The 18,838-nt window shown below is 56.5% G+C and carries 12 protein-coding genes and 1 tRNA gene; 6 read left to right on the top strand and 7 right to left on the bottom strand.

Annotation, left to right across the window (positions count from 1 at the left end):
* Genes GSQ81_RS01720 through GSQ81_RS01710 form a run of 3 tightly spaced genes read right to left on the bottom strand, consistent with a single transcriptional unit; the run spans position 1 to position 3,397 of the window.
* Positions 1–1,125 (bottom strand): DegT/DnrJ/EryC1/StrS aminotransferase family protein, encoded by a 1,125-nt coding sequence (locus tag GSQ81_RS01720; protein WP_158909016.1) that lies wholly within the window; start codon positions 1,123–1,125, stop codon positions 1–3.
* Positions 1,122–2,276: a UDP-N-acetylglucosamine 2-epimerase gene (gene neuC / locus GSQ81_RS01715; RefSeq protein ID WP_158909015.1), complete on the bottom strand. Its 1,155-nt coding sequence runs from the start codon at positions 2,274–2,276 to the stop codon at positions 1,122–1,124. The genes GSQ81_RS01720 and neuC overlap by 4 nt, the downstream gene beginning before the upstream one ends.
* The gene (locus tag GSQ81_RS01710) at positions 2,273–3,397 is read right to left on the bottom strand and encodes a polysaccharide biosynthesis protein (protein WP_158909014.1); all 1,125 of its coding nucleotides are present in this window, start codon (positions 3,395–3,397) and stop codon (positions 2,273–2,275) included. Before GSQ81_RS01710 ends, neuC begins: the two co-directional genes overlap by 4 nt.
* A gap of 536 nt (positions 3,398–3,933) precedes the next feature.
* On the opposite strand from GSQ81_RS01710, the gene GSQ81_RS01705 reads away from it, so the two are divergent.
* The 3 genes from GSQ81_RS01705 (at position 3,934) to GSQ81_RS01695 (ending at position 11,102) form a co-directional block, all read left to right on the top strand.
* Complete coding sequence (locus GSQ81_RS01705) at positions 3,934–7,548, top strand: carboxypeptidase-like regulatory domain-containing protein (protein ID WP_254059930.1); 3,615 nt, start codon at positions 3,934–3,936, stop codon at positions 7,546–7,548.
* Positions 7,549–7,717: 169 nt separating this feature from the next.
* Positions 7,718–9,385, top strand: coding sequence for a tetratricopeptide repeat protein (locus GSQ81_RS01700; RefSeq protein WP_158909013.1), 1,668 nt, complete (start codon positions 7,718–7,720; stop codon positions 9,383–9,385).
* Positions 9,372–11,102: a CRTAC1 family protein gene (locus GSQ81_RS01695; RefSeq protein ID WP_158909012.1), complete on the top strand. Its 1,731-nt coding sequence runs from the start codon at positions 9,372–9,374 to the stop codon at positions 11,100–11,102. Before GSQ81_RS01700 ends, GSQ81_RS01695 begins: the two co-directional genes overlap by 14 nt.
* Before the next feature lie 18 nt (positions 11,103–11,120).
* Here the strand turns inward: GSQ81_RS01695 and GSQ81_RS01690 are convergent, their stop codons facing one another.
* Positions 11,121–11,546 (bottom strand): hypothetical protein, encoded by a 426-nt coding sequence (locus GSQ81_RS01690; RefSeq protein ID WP_158909011.1) that lies wholly within the window; start codon positions 11,544–11,546, stop codon positions 11,121–11,123.
* A gap of 147 nt (positions 11,547–11,693) precedes the next feature.
* Between GSQ81_RS01690 and GSQ81_RS01685 the strand changes: the two genes are divergently transcribed.
* A complete protein-coding gene (locus GSQ81_RS01685) occupies positions 11,694–13,280 on the top strand; it encodes a lipase maturation factor family protein (protein WP_158909010.1) in 1,587 nt (528 codons plus the stop codon).
* Positions 13,281–13,458: 178 nt separating this feature from the next.
* Positions 13,459–14,775, top strand: a complete 1,317-nt coding sequence (locus GSQ81_RS01680; RefSeq protein ID WP_158909009.1) for a sugar MFS transporter — start codon at positions 13,459–13,461, stop codon at positions 14,773–14,775.
* A 126-nt stretch (positions 14,776–14,901) separates the two neighbouring features.
* Here the strand turns inward: GSQ81_RS01680 and GSQ81_RS01675 are convergent, their stop codons facing one another.
* The 3 genes from GSQ81_RS01675 to GSQ81_RS01665 all read right to left on the bottom strand — a co-directional run bounded on the left by GSQ81_RS01675 (position 14,902) and on the right by GSQ81_RS01665 (position 17,442).
* Entirely contained in the window at positions 14,902–15,852 is a 951-nt protein-coding gene (locus tag GSQ81_RS01675) for an aldo/keto reductase (RefSeq protein ID WP_158909008.1), read from the bottom strand.
* Positions 15,853–15,914: 62 nt separating this feature from the next.
* On the bottom strand, positions 15,915–17,036 hold the full coding sequence (locus GSQ81_RS01670) for a PP2C family protein-serine/threonine phosphatase (protein WP_158909007.1): 1,122 nt from the start codon (positions 17,034–17,036) through the stop codon (positions 15,915–15,917).
* Between the two features lie 328 nt (positions 17,037–17,364).
* Positions 17,365–17,442 (bottom strand) — tRNA-Glu (locus tag GSQ81_RS01665).
* 278 nt (positions 17,443–17,720) lie between these two features.
* Here GSQ81_RS01665 and GSQ81_RS01660 point away from each other — a divergent pair.
* Positions 17,721–18,815 carry an efflux RND transporter periplasmic adaptor subunit gene (locus tag GSQ81_RS01660; protein ID WP_158909006.1) on the top strand — a complete coding sequence of 365 codons (1,095 nt, stop codon included), beginning with the start codon at positions 17,721–17,723 and terminating at the stop codon, positions 18,813–18,815.
* Positions 18,816–18,838: the final 23 nt, after the last annotated feature.

Below are 18,838 nucleotides of genomic sequence, written 5' to 3'. Positions count from 1 at the left end.
CTATCTATCTTGTATCTGGAGAAGTGCACTGCGCAGAGTATCGCTAACCTGTGCAATTTCATCTTCGGTGATGCGATTGAAGAAAGGAAGGGCGATGGTGCGGCTGGCGTGTGCTTCGGTTACAGGAAGTGCAGCCGAGTTGCGCCATGCAGCATAGCTCGGTTGCATATGGATGGGAGCGAAGTAGCGTCCGCAGCCGATGCCTGCGTTGGTTAGCTTGGCAACGATGCTGTCACGGCCTGCTTCTGTCAATGTGGCTTCGAGGCGGACGACGTAGACGAACCAACTGATGCGTATGCCGGGGACGTCTGTTGCAGGGAGGATGAGGCCATTTATTTCTGCGAGGGACTGCTGATATTGACGGGCTACTTTATCGCGCTGTTGCAGTATGGCTTCGATTCGCTGAAGCTGCGCGAGGCCGAGGGCGCAGTTGATCTCCGAGAGGCGATAGTTGTAGCCGACTTCAGCGTGTTGCAGCCAGTCCGTGCTGTCGTAGCGGCCCTGGTTGCGCAGTGCGCGGATGTGCGCTGCCAGCTCTGATCGTCGAGTGACGACCATGCCGCCTTCGCCGGTCGTGATCTGCTTGTTGGGGTAGAAGGCGAAGACTGCGGCGTCGCCGAACGAGCCAGCCTTGCGTCCCTGATAGGTTGCGCCGATGGCTTCGCAGGCGTCTTCGATAACGAGAAGATGATGGCGGCTGGCGATGTCCATGATGGCCTCCATCTCGGCAGGACGACCGAAGGTGTGCACGACGAGGATTGCGCGGGTCTTTGGAGTGATTGCCTGCTCGATGCTGGCAGGAGACATATTCAGCGATTCGGCATCGATGTCGACGAAGACAGGCTGGGCACCCTCGTAGCGAATGGCGTTGGCGGCGGCGATGAAGGTGAAGGAAGGTACGATGACCTCGTCGCCTTCGCCGATGCCGAGCGCCTTGATGCAGAGATGCAGCCCGGCGGTTCCTGAACTGACAGCGATGGCGTGCGAAGTGCCAATGTAATTCGCCATCGCATCTTCGAACGCTACCATCTGCGGCCCGAGGCTGAGCCGCGAGGTACGCAAAACAGCAGTGACGGCTTCGATTTCGGCGTCGGTAATGTCCGTGGAGGAGAGAGGGATCGTCATGATTGGACGGAGCTGGCTCGCTTGCGAAGTAAGCCTTCGATGGGAACCGTAGTGAGGACATCCACGATTCGTTCTGCGGCGCGGCCGTCGCCATAGAGGTTCGTCATGCCGCGCAGCGATTCGTGGAAGGCTGCGCTTTGCGCTGTGGAGATTTTATCGAGGATGGAATCGACATTGGGATCGGCGTCGAGGACGTTGGGCGCTCGCTCGCGGCCATATTGCCTGAGGCCAACGTTGACCACGGGCAGCGCAAACGATGCAGCTTCCATAATGCCGCTGCTGGAGTTGCCGAGGAGTAGGCCAGCCTGTTTCAGCAGGCTCCAATAAGTGACAGCGCCGAGATTTACAAAGACATGCGCATCGGTGTGCTGCCGAATAAATTCATGGGTGCGCTGCATCAGGCTATGGCTGCCTGCATCAGCGTTGGGATAGCAGAAGATAATCTGCCCTTTGATCTGTGCGAGCGCGGCGAAGAGGGCGTCGGCTTCTTCGGTCGTGTTCTGCAAGAGCGTGACGGGATGGTAGGCCACGACGGTTGGAGCTTGTTTCAGGTCTATCTTCAGCGCCTGCTCTAACTGTGACCGCGTCAGCAATTGGCTTCGTGTGATGTGATCGAGCGAAGGCGCACCCGCGCGGGTCACTCGCCACGGCTCTTCGCCCATGCTGATGACGCGCGCGCGTGCTGCATCTGTCGAGGTGAAGTGGATGTGCGCCATCTTGGTGAGAGCATTGCGGACGGCGTCGTCGATGGCGCCTTCGCTAATCTCGCCGCCTTCGATGTGAGCTACCGGGATGCGCAGTGTCAGAGCGACGCTCGCAGGCGCGAGCATCTCGTAGCGGTCTGCGATGAGCAGCAGAAGGTCAGGGCGCATCTGTGCGAGCACGTCGGCTAATCCAAGTACGGCGAGGCCGAGGGTCTTCGCCATACCAGTGTCGGTGTCGGAGTTGAGCAGGCACTCGATGCGCGAGGCTATAGTGAACCCGTCCTGTTCGATCTCGTTCACGGTATTGCCGAAGGCCGGGGAGAGATGTGCAGCGAGAACGATGAGCTTTAAGTCCACGTCAGGATGGGATGCGAGATCCTTTAGTGGCCAGTAGAGATGGCTATAGTCCGCGCGCGAACTGGTGACGACAGCGATAGTGCGTTTCATGCATTCACCATTGCGGCAGAGGCTGTGCGGAGGAAGAGGCTGGGGCGATATTCCGGCACGATGCGTTGCACTGTTTCAAGCAGAGAAGGCAGGTCGTTTTGCAGTATGGCTATTCGCAGATCGTTTAGTGAAGAAGAAAGCTCGTCTGAAGAAAGCGCGGGGCTGTTGACCGCACGCAGCGAGCCGCTTGAGGCATTTCGATACGACTCTGCCGGAGAGATCAAGGACTCTTCCATCTTATCTCCGGGACGGAGTTCGGTGAAGACGATCGGCACCTGCTGCTGGCCGATCAAGAATTGCGCGAGATCGAGGATGCGGATCGGCTCTCCCAGATCCGGCACGGAGACACCGGTAGGCGCTTCAGGCGACAACGCCCCGAGGAGAGTGTCCACGGCTTCGGTGAGCGTCATGAAATAGCGGCGTACGTCGGGGTGCGAGACCGTGACCGGGCCGCCCTGCGCGATCTGGCGCTCAAAGAGGGGAACTACGCTGCCCGAGGAGCCCAACACATTGCCCAGGCGTACCGCTTTCATGCTCGTGGGAACTGTGGGAGAGGCCGCAAGCAGGACTAGCTCGGCGATGCGCTTGGAGGCCCCCATGATGCTCGATGGGGCGACCGCTTTATCTGTCGAGACCATCAGTAATTGCTCGCACCCGTATTTTGCCGCTGTCTCTGCAAGGATTTGGGTGCCGAGGGCGTTGTTAGCCACGGCGGCAAAGGGATTCTCCTCCATCAGCGGCACATGCTTGAAGGCGGCGGCGTGGAACACGATCTCCGGCCGATGACGCTCGAACAGGCTGGTGATTGCCGCAGTATCGCCGACGCTGGCCAGGATAGGGAAGTGCGGCGACTTCATTTTCAGGCCGACGAGAGCCTGATGAATGTTGTAGAGAGCTCCTTCAGAGGTATCGAGCAGAATTAGCTCGCGCACGCCTGACTGCACCATGGCCTTTGCCAGCGCTGAGCCGATACAGCCACCCGCGCCGGTGATCAGGACTCGTTTTCCGGCCAGAAGCCCAAGAGATCGCTCGCGCCCGGTCTTTGATCCGGACGGAATCTCCCGCCGCAGGAATGCGTGCCAGTCAGGAGCGGCGAGATGGGTTTTTAGTAGCGGAGTCAAGATAATCGTTAGTCCTGGGAGAAACGCAGCGGAACAGCTCCGGCGAGCCGCTTTATCAGACTACACGGCGCCTGCCGGGAAGTAGAACAGGGCACAGTATCCCTATTTTTTTCTTGACAATGGCTTAGGCAGAGACGTAAACATGGTTGTCACTAAAACGCTTTAGTTTATCGATTCATCTTTACAGTCATAAGCCGACTTGGGTCCCCAAAGCGGCTTATTTTAACGATTATCTATGCCTAGTTCCTTATTTCTTTTGATGTCCGTAAAAAACTATTGACAGTCGTTATTGCAGTACTGTAAACGATTCAACGTCAAACTGAATCGTTTTAGCACGTCGGCAATGCCGGTGTATCTACTTGCGGAGCTGATGGGCAGTAACCGGCGGATACGAATCGTGCCGGAGAGCGGTGCAGGCGCAGTTTGGCCTGTGGACGCTGGTTGAAGGGTATGCCTGATGTTGGGCATTGATGCAGTGGAAGTTTTTTGGAGGCAGTATGCAATCTATGCAGAATCGTGGGAGATGTTTCCCGAAGTTGTGGCGACAGGCAGCAATGGGCCTGGCGTTTATTTTTGCTTTGTTCCTGGTCTCGCTGCCCAGCGCGGATGCCCAGGTATCGGCAACCCTCAATGGAACGGTAACGGATTCGACGGGCGCGGTTGTTCCCGGTGCGGACGTTACTTTGACCAATGAGGCCACCAAGGAGGCCCGCAACAGCGTCAGCAACGACAGCGGGTACTTTGCCTTTCCGGCGTTGCTGCCCTCAACCTATACGGTCAAGATCGACGCGAAGGGCTTCAAGTCCTATGAGCGTCACGGCATCGTGCTGCACGCGGCCGATCTCATCAAGCTCTCCGATCTGACGTTGACCATCGGTCAGACCAACGAGACAGTTACCGTCGAAGCGAATACGCAGATCATCCCGGTCGAAAATGGCCAGCGGGCTGCGATTCTCGACTTCAAGGACATTCAACAGCTCGCCATCCAGGGCCGCAACCTTTCAGAACTGCTGAAGGTGCTTCCCGGCGTCACCAACACTCCCAATGGTCTCAACAACGGTTCGCAGTTTGATCCTACGGTTGTCAGCGTCGGTTCGAGCGCGGTCGGTAACGGCTTGAATGCCAACGGTGCGGTCAACCGTGGTGGTACCAGCCAGCTTTCCGACGGCGTCGACGTCGACGATCCCGGTTGCGATTGCAACTCGATCGCGATTCTGAACCCCGATATGACGCAGGAAGTCAGCGTCCAGACCTCGAACTTCGGTGCGGACGCTCCGCGTGGTCCGGTCGTCATCAATGCCATCAGCAAATCAGGCGGCGCCGATTATCACGGCGAAGGCTATTTTTATGCTCGCAACGATATCTTAAACGCCAATGACTGGCAGAGCGACAACGCAGGAACGCCCAAGGGAAGCGCTCACTACTACTACCCTGGCGGCAACTTTGGCGGCCCGGTTCCGTTTACCCATAAGAAGCTCCGGTTCTGGACTGGCTACGAACGCATCCTGCAGAACACGGGTAACTCGAACCGCCTTCAGTCCTTTATCCCTACCGCTGACATGATGGCGGGTAACTTTACCAATACTGCTGCAAATATGGCATTTTGCCAGGGCCCTCTGCTCGCAACGAACACCAATGGCTGTAACGACCTGACCGGAACGGTTCTGCCCGATGGAACCATCATCGGTCAGGGTAGCCGTGCCGCTGGAATCATCCCTGCTCAATTCCTCGATCCGGGAGCTACCTCTCTTGCCAGCATCTGGCCTGCAGCTAACGCCAACCCTGCCACAACCAAGGGTGGATTCAACTACAACCAGGTCATCCCCGGAACCCACAACGGTTACCTTTTCCGCGCTCGCGTGGACTACAACCTCAGTGACAAGACCAGCTTCTTTGTCTCCTACCAGTATGGTCAGGACGCCGCTCCCTCACAGGGCAATGGCGCTCACATCTACTGGACGCCAGGCAACGCCATTCCCTATCCCGGCGGCGGTCTGATCAGCAGCTCCTTCTCGAAGTCGATTGCCGGTCACTTTACCCATATCTTCAGCCCGACGCTCACCAATGAGTTCATCGCGAGCTGGGGCTGGGGAAACTTCCCGGTTGGCCCGCCCTCTGCTTCGGGCGCGTACAAGACGACGCTTAAATATCCGACCAGCTACGGAACCATCTTCAACACCGGTTCTCAGTTGATTCCGTCCTACTCCAGTGCGGGAACTTTGACCTTCCCGGACTTCTCGCAGCAGGACATCTTCGAGTCGGCAAATGGCAAGTATCTCGTTCGCAAAGAGATGCCTGCGTTCTCCGACGATATGACCAAGGTCATCAACACGCACACCATCAAGTTCGGCGTCTATGCTGAAAATGTTGGCAATATTCAGGGTGCATCGGAGTCTCCGAATGGCGCACTGAACAGCTTTAGCGCTGGTGGTACCTTGCAGAAAAATGTTCTTACCGGCAATCTGCTCGGTTCACCAAACAACCCGACCGCAAACTTCGTGCTGGGCAACGTCACCAGCTACGGCGAGAATAATGCCTCGCCGGTCAGCGACATGGCCTATCAAACGTTCTCTTTCTACGTGAATGATTCATGGAAGGCGACACAGCGTCTCAACATCGAGTACGGTGTTCGCTTCGACCACATTGGCCACTGGTACGATCGCCAGGGCAATGGCCTTGCGGTCTTCATTCCTTCACTCGTTGCGTCCGACAAGGCGTCCGGCAAGCTCGATCCCGGCGTCTACTGGCATGGCATCAACCCCGGCATTCCCAAGAGCGGCCAGCCGGACCGGTTCCTTCTGGTCTCTCCACGCTTCGGAGTCTCCTATGACCTCTTTGGCACAGGCAAGACCCTGATCCGCGGCGGATGGGGCATCTACCGCTTTACCGATCAATACAACGACTACACCGGCGCTTTGACAACGGCACAGAGCATCCAGAGCTATGGTCTGCCTGGCGGCAGCTTCGCTCTGCTCTCTCAGATTGGCTCGATCCCCAAGCCTACTGTTGGAGGTCCCGGATATATCAACGGTTCGGTCAACGCACTTAATCCAACAGACTATGGCGTCCCTGAAAGCCGTGCTTACAACCTGACGGTCTCGCAGCAGGCACCTTGGAAATCGTTGGTAGAAGTTGCCTACGTCGGCAGCTCCAGTTCGCAACTTGTGATGGGCGGCGAAAGCACCTCCGGCAGCGGGTTTGCCGAATTCACCAACCAGAATAAGGTTCCTCTCGGGGCTTTCTACTTACCAGACCCGAACACAGGTATCGTCTCGCCCAATCCGGAGCAGCTTGGTGGGCCGGGATCGCCAAACAACGTAGAGGCGGACTATCGCCCCTATGGCTCAACCTATGGAACCAACCAGATCCTCGTGAACACGAACTCGGGCTATGCCAACTACAACGGCTTGCAGTTGAGTTGGGTCAAGCGCTCGGACCGTCTCACGTTCAACTTCAACGGCACCTGGTCCAAGACTCTCGGAGTCGGTCAGCAGATCGATCCGTTCTCTCTCCGCGGCAACTATGGCGTTCTGAGCATCGACCGTCCTTATGCCTTCAACTCTTCCTACTCGTATAACTTCCTCAGGGTCTACAACGGCGATTCGCACATCATCAGTGGTGTGGCGAATGGCTGGACGCTCTCGGGCATTACGTCGTGGCAGTCCGGTGGCAACCTGCAGGCGATCAACAGCCCGAACTTTGGACTGTCGATCACAGGCAAAGGCGATGCTACCTATTTCGGTACTTCGGCTCCGAAGCTGATCATGCCGGTTCTGACCTGCGATGCGGGTGCTAATCTGAAGAGCATGCAGCGGGTAAACGAGTCTTGCTTTGCAGCTCCGGCAGTCGGAAGCAATGGGCCGCGGAACCTTCCTTACTACAGGATGGCGGACTTCTTCGACACCGACCTGGCTGCATACAAGACGTTCCATGTCACGGAGCATCAGACTCTTCAGTTCCGTGCCTCGGCGTTCAACTGGATCAACCATCCTCTGCCGCAGTTCAGCGGCGGCAACCAGTTGGCTCTCCACTACAACAACGACCTGTCGGTAAATACAGGCTCTAACTCCAAAACGCTTGGTTTCCTCGATACCAAGACTGGAGCACACGCACAACGCACCATGGAACTGGCTCTGAAGTACAACTTCTAGCTTGTTCTTAAAACAAGGTGGGGCGGCTCTCTTTGAGTCGCCCCATTTTTCTGCATGGAAGAAATCGCAATTGGATGAAGGTCGTCATGGCCCTTCGCTATACTTTGGTTCAATGCTGGTAAGACTTACAAAGGCTGCCGGACGGAGCAGTCAGTTCCGGGAATACGCTATGAGAAGTTATTGGCGAGCTGTGGCGTTGCTGATCTTCTGCTCTGCCACAGGTAGGGTGGGCCTTTGCCAGCGAGCGGATGAAGCGTCTGCGCACGCTCCCGATCTTCAGCAGAGGTATGATGCCGCCCAACGAGCTCAATCGGCTGGCGATCTGGCTACTGCCACAGGAGAATATCGGGGCTTTCTAACGGACACGCTTCGCCATCTTGCCGACGGTTACGTTCGAGCAGGAGATTATCCTGGCGGAGCGAAGTTCTTTGAAGAAGCGCTGGCTGTTGTCCCCGAGGATAAGGCCACTGATCTGCGCCTCGCCTATGCTCAGGCAGCTCTTTTAGCTCGGGATATTCCCACAGCAAAGTCTCAGGCATCAGCCGTTGTTGCAGCCGATCCTGATAGTTCAACCGGGCGGTTGATTTTTGGCGAGGCGCTGTTGCAAACCGACGAAAATGAGGAAGCTCGCAAGCAGTTGGAAGTCGCAGTTGCTCTGGACCCGAACTACAAAAATGGACTGGCTTTGGCGACAGCCTATCTTGCGTTGTCCAATACGAAAGACGCCTCGAAGCTATTCAATGAAATGTCTGCTGGCTTTGGCAATACCGCGGCAATTCACCTGGACTTTGGCCGGGCCTATGCCGAGGCGGGGAATCCCGATCTTGCCATCGAAGAATTCAAGAAAGCCATCGCGCTCAATCCTCGTTTGCCTGAGGCGCATTACTGTCTCGGCGCTTCGTATCTGCTCAGTCAGGGGCAGGTCGGATTTCCGGAGGCGGTTAAAGAGTTTTATCGCGAACTGGAGTTGAACCCGAATGACTATTTCAGCCTGGCGCAACTCGGCTATATAGCATTCAATGACCGTCGATTTCCTGAAGCAGAAGAAGATCTGAAACGTGCGGCAAGCCTCGATCCACGCAATCCCGATAATCCTCTGTTGCTGGGCCAGATATACATTCAACTGAACCGGCCAGCGGATGCGGCGCTGGCTCTGCGCAAAGCTATCGCCCTGAGCACGGATCTCTCTCGCAATCATTACCAAGTGCAGCGTGCCCACTACCTACTGGGACGGCTACTCGTGCAAACCGGTCATGTCGATGAAGCGAAGCAGGAGATGCAGATCTCCGCGAGCCTGCTGAAGATGAATTCGCTGCGAGACCAGGCGAGAATGACTGGCGCTCCTATAAGTGACGCGGCCAGTATTGCACCGTTCCAGCGCCCGCCCGATCCCGCACCGATGGACGTGAAGGCACGGCAGGCCTTGGACGACTTCACAAAGCGTGCTGTGCCAGCCATTGCGGACAGCTACAACAATCTCGGAGCCATGGCTGCGGGAGCCAGCGAGTTCGCAACGGCAACCGGGTACTTCGCGAAAGCTGCGAAGTGGAATTCGTCGCTCGAAGGGCTCGACTATAACTGGGGCAGGGCAGCGTTTTCTGCACAGCTTTATGCCCAGGCAGTGCCGCCGCTGAGCCGCTACCTTGCTGCGCATCCGCAGGAGTCAGGTGCGAGGCGGGTTCTCGGCATCAGCTACTTCATGGTCAAGGACTATGCTGCCGTGGTGCAGACACTTCGGCCTATCGAGTCATCGCTTGCAACTACTCCACAACTGGCGAGCATGTACGCTCAGTCACTGGCGCATACAGAGAAGAAGGGTACAGATGTTCAACCCTGAAACTGTCATTCGCAGAGGCCTGCGCGCGGTTGCGGCGATGATGCTCCTCTCAATCACAGCGTCTGCGCAAAGTTCGTCTGTGTCGGGGGTACGCTTTCGCGATATCGGCCCACAGGCTGGCCTCACCACCGTGCCGCACTCCGCTCCGGTGAAGCAGTATCTGGTAGAGATGATGGGCGGCGGAGTTGGATTGCTGGACTGTGATAACGACGGCAAGCTGGATATTGTTACGGTAACCGATTCCACAGTGGATAGCTATCTTCATGGCGGCGACCTGATGGTGACGCTCTACCATCAAGATACGAAGCCAGGTGGGCCTATACACTTCACCGATGTCACGCTTGCGTTCGGGCTGGCCACGCGCGGCTGGGGAATGGGCATCGCCATTGGGGACTTCGACAACGATGGACTGCCCGATATCTACGTCACCGGCTATGGCCATAATGTGCTCTACCGCAACCTCGGCGGATGCAAGTTTGAAGATGTCACGGCACAGCAGAAGGTAGGCGGCGGAGGTTTCAGTGCCGGGGCAGCGTGGGCGGACTATGACCGCGACGGCAAACTCGATCTTTTCGTCTCTCGCTATGTGGACACCGATCTGAACCATCTGCCGAAGCCTGGCGAAAGGGCATTTCAGTATCAGGGGCTACCGATGGAGGTGCCGGTGCTGAACGGGGAGACCGATCTGCTCTTCCATAACAATGGCGGCAGCTTCGATGAGGTGGCTCAGAAGGCAGGCGTCGATAACCCCGATAAGCGGCTCGGCATGGGCGTCGTCTGGGGAGACTATGACCACGATGGCTGGCCCGATCTCTTCGTCAACAACGACATGGGGCCGAATTTTCTGTACCGCAACAAACATGACGGCACGTTTGAAGAGGATGGCCTCATCTCCGGTACAGCGTTGAGCGCTGAAGGCCGCTCCATGGGCAACATGGCAGCGGATTTTGCGGACTACGACCGCACCGGCGCGCTCGATCTTGTTGTCACTCGCTATGGATATCAGCCGATGAGCCTCTATAAAAATCAGGGCGAGACCGGCTTTACGGACCGCGCTGCGGTAGCAGGTTTGACGCAGGCTTCAGACCAGCTTGTGGCATGGGGAGCAGGCTTCGCAGACTTCGGCAACAACGGCTGGCCGGATATCTTTGTTGCCAATGGCAATGTCAGCTCCATGGTCGACAACCTGCCGCACGACCTGAAGTACCGCGAGCCGATTCATCTGTACCGGAACCAGCGCGATGGTACGTTTCACGAGGTTGCCGATGCCTCAGGCCTGAACGATGGGCCATTGCATTCGCGACGGGGCACGGCGTTTGGTGATATCAATAACGACGGCAATGTGGACGTGGTGGTCTACAACGTGGGTGGGCCGCCGTCCCTGTTTTTGAACGAGACGAAGAATGCGAACCATCGTGTCCTCTTCCGTTTGGTAGGCAAAAAGAGTAATCGCTCTGCGATCGGCGCGCGTGCCACGGTCACTGCCGGAATGCTGGTTCAGATTGATGAGGTGCGTGCCGGGGGAAGTTATCTGTCCTCGAACGACCAGCGGCTTCACTTCGGCCTTGGAGCCGCCACGACGATGAAACAGGTGAAGATCGAATGGCCCAGCGGAGCGACCGAGGAACTGCACGATATTGCGGCAGACAAGCTTTATACCATCGTTGAGGGGGAAGGCATCACGCAGACGGTCGAGCTGAATGAGCCGGGGAACTAACCACCTTTTCCTAGCTGATCAGCGAGGGACAATCTGGAAGTCGATTGCCTTGCCAGTCGCTGGATTCAGGTTGCAGGTGAAGGTGAAATCCTGCCAGCCCTGAGGTGTTCGAACCTGTCCGCTGCCGGTCAGTCTTCGGTTGTTTTCGAGTATTAGGGTTTGCGGTGCATCGGTTCCGAGAAAGACTCGATCTGCGCCTTTGATTTTCCTTTTCAGAATGGGCAGCGCAGCCGGACGGCAGATCAACTCAGCTACTTTTTTGGCATTGCTCCAACCCGTGGCGACGTTGCGATCTGTGGATGACTTCAAGGTTGTTATCTGCCGAGAGATAACCGCAGTCTCCGCTGGAGAGAGCGTGGTTTCGAGATGATCGGCAGCGTTGGTGAAAGGGCAAAAAACTATCAGCAGCGTGAGAGTTGCTATCTTCCAGATCGCACTTTTCATGGCACCTCGATCATCCCTCAGAAAAATGACGGATGCAAGACATTCTGCGGAAGAACCGCTTCGTCGAAATGACGGTGGTGTAGAAGTGGGCTTCGCGTGTAACGTTTTAAGCGAGTTCGACGAGTGGCACTCGCGGCTGGCATTTTTATGGATCGTTTGCCTCAGCTCTATCGGTGGCTGTTTGATTCGCGCGAAGGAGCGGGGAACTGTCTGGTTGCGAGATGGCTGTTTCTGAGAGCGCTCGGCGCAATTTACTTCTCTGCATTTTTCTCGCTTACGTTTCAGATCAAAGGTCTGATCGGGCCAAAAGGAATTCTTCCGGCGCAACAGTATTTGACGTGGGCTGCGCACTCGATGGGAGCGAGTCGGTATTGGAACGTTCCGTCTTTGTTCTGGCTATCGGCTGATTCGCAGATGCTGATGGCTGTGGTGTGGATTGGCCTGTTGGCGTCCGTGCTGGTATTTCTCAATGTCTCACCCCGGCTGAATCTCCTTGTCTGCTTCGTTTGCTTTTTATCCTTCGTTGCAGCGGCGGGAGACTTCTCGGGCTATCAGTCGGATGGCATGTTGCTGGAGGCTGGGTTTCTGGCACTCTTCTTTGCGCCAGCCGGATTGCTGCCCGGATATGGCGCGAACCATCCTCTGTCGCGCGCGAGCCTGTTTCTGCTGCTGTGGGAGTGGTTCAGGATCTACTTCGAGTCGGGAATGGTGAAGATTCTCAGTGGCGACCAGCAGTGGCGAAACCTGACTGCTATGGATGGCTACTACCAGAACAGCCCGCTGCCGACGTGGATTGGATGGTACGTGGCACATCTGCCGCATTGGTTTCATGCGGCCACGGTGGTAGTTACGCTGCTGCTGGAGTTCGTCGTGGTGCTGATGCTTTTCTTCCCACGCCGGGTAAGGCTGGTCTGTTTTTGGATCGTCACGCCGTGGCAGATCGGCGTGATCCTGACGGGAAATTATGCGTTTCTGAACTATCTGGTGGCCGCGCTGGGATTTTTGCTACTGGATGATTTTAGCCTGCGCCAGTGTATGCCGTCACGGTTTCGCCCGCCGTTGTCTGTTGAGGAAAGCAGCGTGGAGCCGAGAAGCGCGACCAGAATTCGAGAGTGGCTGCACGCTGCGAGTGTGGCTGTGGCGGCGGTGCTGCTGACCTGGGTTGGTTATGCCACGGTCATCGAGATGGGAGCGATGGTGATGTCGCGCGTGCCTCTGCCGGTGGCTCCAGTGAAAGCGCTCGAACCGTTTCGCATCGCCAACCAGTACGGACTGTTCGCTGTAATGACACGCGGGCGCTACGAGATTGAGTTTCAGGGCTCGAACGATGGCGTGAACTGGCAGCCTTACCTGTTTCGATATAAGCCGCAGGCGTTGAAGGAAGTTCCGCGAATCTATGCGCCGTATCAGCCGCGGTTCGATTGGAATTTGTGGTTCGCGTCGTTGGGGGACTGGCGGCAGAATGAGTTGGTAGTGTTGACGGAGGAGCGATTACTTTCGAATGAAGGCGATGTGTTGGAGCTCTTTCGCAACAATCCGTTCCCGCAATCCCCGCCGCGTTATGTCAGGGCGGTTCTCTGGCAGTACTGGTTTACGTCGATGGAAGAGAAGCGCCGGACAGGAGACTGGTGGCGGCGTCAGATGCTGGGCCTCTATGCGCCAATGATTACGCGAGGCGCGGATGGGCACTTTGGCGCGGTGCAGATTCCAAAGGAATTGCCTCCGCACGATTAGCGGTAACTTATTTCAACCGGGGTATAGGCGTTGGCTGCGGCGGACTTTGGGCGGAAAAGTAGTTTGAGCAGGATATGATTCTCAGAGTGAGTTCTTGCGCTTTCCACGGCCTGGAACATGAAGTCGACCGGTCGGCACTGTGATGCGCCAGACATCGAGACATGGGGAATTTAAGTAAATGGCAATGACGAATGTAGGCAGTTCCACGCAGATAGCCGCGACGCCAGGCTCCGGGTCGGGCACAAACTATCGCAGTGCCTTTGCGATGGTCACCACGCTGTTTTTTGTGTGGGGATTTCTCACCTCGCTTAACGATATTTTGATTCCGCATCTGAAGGCGATCTTCGATCTGAACTATGCCCAGGCGATGCTGGTGCAGTTTGCCTTCTTCTCCTCGTATGCCGCGTTCGGAATTCCTTCGGGCAAGGTTGTGGAGTGGATTGGTTATCAGCGAACGATGGTGCTGGGGTTGCTGACGATGGGAGTGGGAGCGGCGCTGTTTATTCCCGCAGCGAATCTGCCATCGTTCCCCCTCTTCCTTGCAGCCTTGATCGTGTTGGCGGCGGGCATTACGGCGCTACAGGTCGCAGCGAACCCTTATGTCACGGTGCTGGGACCGCCGGAGACCGGATCGAGCCGGTTGAATTTGACGCAGGCGTTCAATTCATTGGGCACGACGATTGGGCCTCCGCTGGGTGGCTGGCTGATTCTGCGCGGAGCCGAGAAGACGGTCGAGAACACCGATAAGATGACGCCGCTGATGCTCCATGCGTACCGGATTCAGCAGGCGGCGACGGTGAAGTTTCCTTATCTCGCGATTGCACTGGCGCTCGTATTGCTGGCGCTGGCGATCTGGTTCTACAAGTTTCCCCGGCTGGATGCTACTCAGGACTATCGGCCGAGCAAGGCGGGCGAAAAGGGACATAGCATGTGGCGTTATCCGCATGTGGTGCTGGGCGCGGTTGCGATCTTTGTGTATGTGGGCGCCGAGGTTTCGATTGGCAGCTTCCTGATTAACTACTTCAACCAGTCGGACATCGCCGGTTTGACCGCACTGGCAGCCGCTAACCTTGTCCCGTTTTATTGGGGCGGAGCGATGATGGGCCGCTTTATCGGCTCCGCGATTCTACAGAGTGTGAAGACGGAGAAGCTGTTGGCCTTGTGTGCTGTCGTGACGACGGTGCTGGTACTGATTTCGATGTTTACCGTCGGTCATGTAGCGGTGTGGAGCATCCTGCTGGTGGGCTTTTTCAACTCCATTATGTTCCCGAGCATCTTTACGCTAGGCATTGCAGAGATGGGGCCGTTGACGGGCGAAGCTTCCGGGCTTCTGGTCACGGCGATCGTGGGTGGCGCTATCATTCCTGAACTGCAGGGAATTCTTGCCGATCACATTGGCATACACCATGCGTTTATCGTGCCGGTACTCTGCTACCTCTTCATCATCTATTACGGGTTGAGAGGGTCGCGGGTGATTCAGCCAGTTACCGCCTGACCGGCTCCAGGCAGTGAATGAGTTCAGCACCTAGTTCGCAACGCGAGCCTCCTGCACTGACGGCGGAGGCTCGCGTGCTTTCTTAGCCTTCAGCTTTTATAGGCTTCACCTGTTGTCGGCGATCAGCTATAAATTTGCATCCAGGAAGGTATTGATCTCGCTAAACTCCGCTTCTGTAAGCCGGAAGTTGATGGCAGGGGCAACCCCTTCGACTTGTTTCGCGTTGCGACCGCCGACGATGGCCGCAGTGATAGCGGGATGGTGCAGCGTCCAGGCAATGGCGATCACACCGGCCGAGACACCATGGCGACTGGCAATCGACTTGAGAAAGTCAGCTATGGCGAGATTTCGGGAGAGTTGAGGCTCCTGGTAGTTCTTTGCGTTGCGGCGGAAGTCATCGGCTGGAAATGCGGCAACGCGCTCTTTGCTCATCGCCCCTGTAAGAAGGCCGGAGTGCATGGGAGCATAGTTGATGACACCGATATTATTCTTCTGACAGAAGGGCAGAATCTCGGCTTCGACGCTGCGGTTGATCATGGAATAAGGCGGCTGGTTCGAGGTGATGGGCGCAATCTTAGCAGCGCGCTCCATCTGCGAGACGCTGAAGTTAGAGACGCCGATCCAGCGAACCTTGCCCTCGCGTTGCAGGTCGGCCATTACGGTCCAGCCTTCTTCGAGATCTTCATCAGGTTTGGGCCAGTGGATCTGGTATAGGTCGATCACTTCGACCTGAAGACGGCGAAGACTGTCTTCGACTTCGCGGCGGATTTGTTTGAGGCTGTTGGTGATCTCGCGCTTTTCATCCCAAACCATCGCACATTTGGTGAAGACATAGGGCTTTCGCGAGGCGGACTTGATGGCTTTGCCGACGACCTCTTCGGAGTGCCCGAGGCCATATACTGCGGCGGTATCGATCCAGTTGATGCCGTGGTCGATTGCCTTGTGAATGGCGGCGATGGAGTCATTATCGTCCTGCGGACCCCATGAAAAGGCCCAATCGCCGCCGCCGATGGCCCATGCACCGAAACCGATGGGCGAGAGGTGCAGATCGGAGTTGCCTAGTTGCTTTTTGTCCATAGCTCAATTAGACGCTGCGACGGCCCAATAAGCCTCTGAATGAAATGAACGGAAGAAAAAGCTCAGGAGACCTTCGCAACGACCACGGTAAAGTCGTCCGACTGTTCCACCGTTCCTGCGAAGGCGGGCACGGCCTCGCAGATGGCATCCACAATTGCGGTAGACGAACTGTGATTGTGCTCGCCGAGGACTTGTTCGAGGCGGTCTACCGAAAACTGCTCGGCCTGTTTGTTCTCCTGCTCCGTCACGCCGTCGGTGTAGAGTGCCAGAATGTCGCCCGATTCGAGGTTGATCGTGACGTTCGAGTACTCCGCGTTGTCGAGGATTCCGAGGATAGGCCCCGACGCTTCGAGAAGGAAGGTTTTACCACTTGGGCGGAGCAAAATGGGTGGGTTGTGACCGCCGTTAGCGTATTCAAGCGTCTTTGCGGCCAGATGGAAACGGGCGTAGAACATGGTGACAAAGCTTGCAGGCCGCGTAACCTGCTTGAGAACTCCGTCAAGGTCCTTCATGATTGCGGCAGGCCCGCTCAGCTCACGAGCGCGAAGGCGAAGGGCCACGGAAAGCGATGGCATCAGTAATGCCGCCGCCGCGCCTTTGCCGGAGACGTCGGCGATAACGACATCGACAATATCGTCGGAGATCTGAAAGAAGTCGTAGTAATCGCCGCCCAGCAGCCTCGCGGCATGCATGGTACCGGCGAGTTCGAGGCACGAAAGGGTGAGCGGCGGGGGTAGCACTTGTTGTTGAACCTGGGCGGCGAGTACAAGATCGCTCTCATATTCATCACGCTGCTGGCGCACTTCGTCGATCAAACGACTGCGTTGACGTGCGATGAGCCAGACCAGATAGCCAGTGATGAGAAAGACGCCGAGCATGATTGCGTCATGGACGGCCCGCAGGGAAAGCGTATCGCTGGGAGGGCCGAAGATGTCCTGTAGAAAGGTACACACACCAGCGAGCGAGACGGTGAGCAACAGGGGATTGACCAGAGCGCTCAGTGCGAGGGAGAGGATGTAGAGATAACCCAGCGAAATATTGGCGACGACGACCCAGTCGGTATAAGCAACAGCGGCAATGGAAAGTAAAACGACAAAGTTAAGCAGCCCGAAGATGCGGGTTTCTTCGACATGCTCATAGCGCTTAAGAGCGTCGCCATCCTTTTTTGATCTGAAAAACGCCATTGCCGATCGTCCTTGTGTCTGACGTAGCCATAGTACAAGCCCTTCGCTTGTCCTACGCTCAAATCTTTGAGGAGAGTGCGCTGGCCGTTCGAACGGTCATTCTTGATTGCGGCGCGATTGGGGATTACTATGCGGGGCACAAAATTTAGAAGCCATTGCCCGGTATCGCCAATTTTGGCTGTATTCTTGTCTGACGCGGGCGATTTGCTGGATAAGGGCGTTCGAAGGCCGAAGCAAAGAAGGCAACGCCCAAAAAGCGGCATCGTTTGGTGCAAAGTTCCGCTGATTCAATCAGGAAATAATCCATTCAGTAAGTATTGAGCTGATTTGGCGTCCCCGACAAGATTCGAACTTGTGTCTTCGCCATGAATGGGCGGTGTCCTGGGCCGGGCTAGACGACAGGGACGCTGAGGAACGACAGCCCGCGCTACAGGCCCTCATCGCTTTCAACGCTATCAATATAGATAGTTTGTGTCAAAAAACAGGTGCGAACCCAGAACTGAGTTGCTGCTCTTCCAAGAATCCTTAAATATTGAGAACCTTCCCAGAGGACGGCATCATCTAAAATTGAAACTCTAGTGCTCTTGCGGAATCAGACACTTACTCTATCTGCGTTCGTTCGGCGCAGGTGTCACCAGGGCAGGCCGTTGCAATTGACGTTTTTGAATCTGAAGGAGAAATACTGTGTCCTTGACTCTGAATCCCCGCCGCATTCTGCCGCTCGCCGTCTGCGCGACCGTGTGCCTCTTCGCAGGTTGCAAGTCTGCTCCGCCGCCGGTTGCTGCGGCACCCCAGGCGATGCCCGTCAAGGTGTCTCCGGTGACCCTTTCGCCGGTTGCTAACGGCGACACTTATGTGGCCACCATCAAGAGCCGCCGCTCGGCCACGATGCAGCCTCAGGTCGATGGCAACCTTACCCGCATCTTTGTGAAGTCGGGCGATGCCGTCAAGGCGGGACAGCTCCTGATGCAGATCGACCCGCTCAAGCAGGTCGCTACCGTGCAGCAGCAGCAGGGAACCGAGGCACAGAAGAAGGCTGTCTACCAGTACAACCAGGCCGACGTGGAGCGCCAGCGCAAGCTCTATGAGGCGGGTGTCACCTCCAAGCAGGCTTACGACCAGGCAGTGCAGGCCTATCAAAACTCCAAGGGAGATTTTGACTCCTCCACGGCGCAGACCGATACGGCGAAGCAGCAGTTGGCTTATTACCAGATTCGCGCACCGTTCGCCGGCATCGTCGGCGATATTCCCGTACATCTTGGCGACTATGTTTCAGCGACCACGATGCTCACCACCGTGGATGAGAACGCAGATCTTGAAGCTTATATCTATATTCCTACTGAGCGGTCATCCCAGGTGAAGCTTGGCCTTCCGGTCGATATCCTCGACAATGACGGAAATACGATCGTAAAGTCCAAAGTTAGTTTCCTCTCGCCGCAGGTTGATAACGGGCTGCAAAGCATCCTCGTTAAGGCTGAGATTCCACGCACAGCGCAGCGTCTCCGCAATCAGCAACTGGTCAAGGCGCGCATCACATGGAATACCACTCCAGCGCCTGTAATTCCGGTTCTCGCGGTCTCTCTGGTCGGCGGTCAGACTTTCGTCTTCATCGCCGAGCCGAAGGGCGATGGCTATATCGCGCATCAGATCCCGGTTACTGTTGGTGAGACCGTAGACAATACCTATCCAGTGATCTCCGGCCTCAAGCCTGGCGACAAAGTGATCCTCTCCGGTCTGCAGTTCTTGCAGGAAGGTGCTCCCGTCAAGCCTTTGGGTTAGGCAGCACCGCGTAGCCACGTCTG

This window comes from Granulicella sp. L56, from assembly GCF_009765835.1.
Taxonomy (GTDB): Bacteria; Acidobacteriota; Terriglobia; order Terriglobales; family Acidobacteriaceae; genus Edaphobacter.
The sequence above is the reverse complement of the archived record's forward strand: the minus strand, read 5'-3'. Positions and strand labels throughout refer to the sequence as shown.

Excerpts from the sequence above, each read along its gene's own strand:
- neuC (WP_158909015.1), bottom strand. The coding sequence starts at position 2,276 with ATGAAACGCACTATCGCTGTCGTCACCAGTTCGCGCGCGGACTATAGC.
- GSQ81_RS01695 (WP_158909012.1), top strand. The coding sequence starts at position 9,372 with ATGTTCAACCCTGAAACTGTCATTCGCAGAGGCCTGCGCGCGGTTGCG.
- GSQ81_RS01680 (WP_158909009.1), top strand. The coding sequence starts at position 13,459 with ATGGCAATGACGAATGTAGGCAGTTCCACGCAGATAGCCGCGACGCCA.
- GSQ81_RS01720 (WP_158909016.1), bottom strand. The coding sequence starts at position 1,125 with ATGACGATCCCTCTCTCCTCCACGGACATTACCGACGCCGAAATCGAA.
- GSQ81_RS01690 (WP_158909011.1), bottom strand. The coding sequence starts at position 11,546 with ATGAAAAGTGCGATCTGGAAGATAGCAACTCTCACGCTGCTGATAGTT.
- GSQ81_RS01700 (WP_158909013.1), top strand. The coding sequence starts at position 7,718 with ATGAGAAGTTATTGGCGAGCTGTGGCGTTGCTGATCTTCTGCTCTGCC.
- GSQ81_RS01685 (WP_158909010.1), top strand. The coding sequence starts at position 11,694 with ATGGATCGTTTGCCTCAGCTCTATCGGTGGCTGTTTGATTCGCGCGAA.
- GSQ81_RS01675 (WP_158909008.1), bottom strand. The coding sequence starts at position 15,852 with ATGGACAAAAAGCAACTAGGCAACTCCGATCTGCACCTCTCGCCCATC.
- GSQ81_RS01670 (WP_158909007.1), bottom strand. The coding sequence starts at position 17,036 with ATGGCGTTTTTCAGATCAAAAAAGGATGGCGACGCTCTTAAGCGCTAT.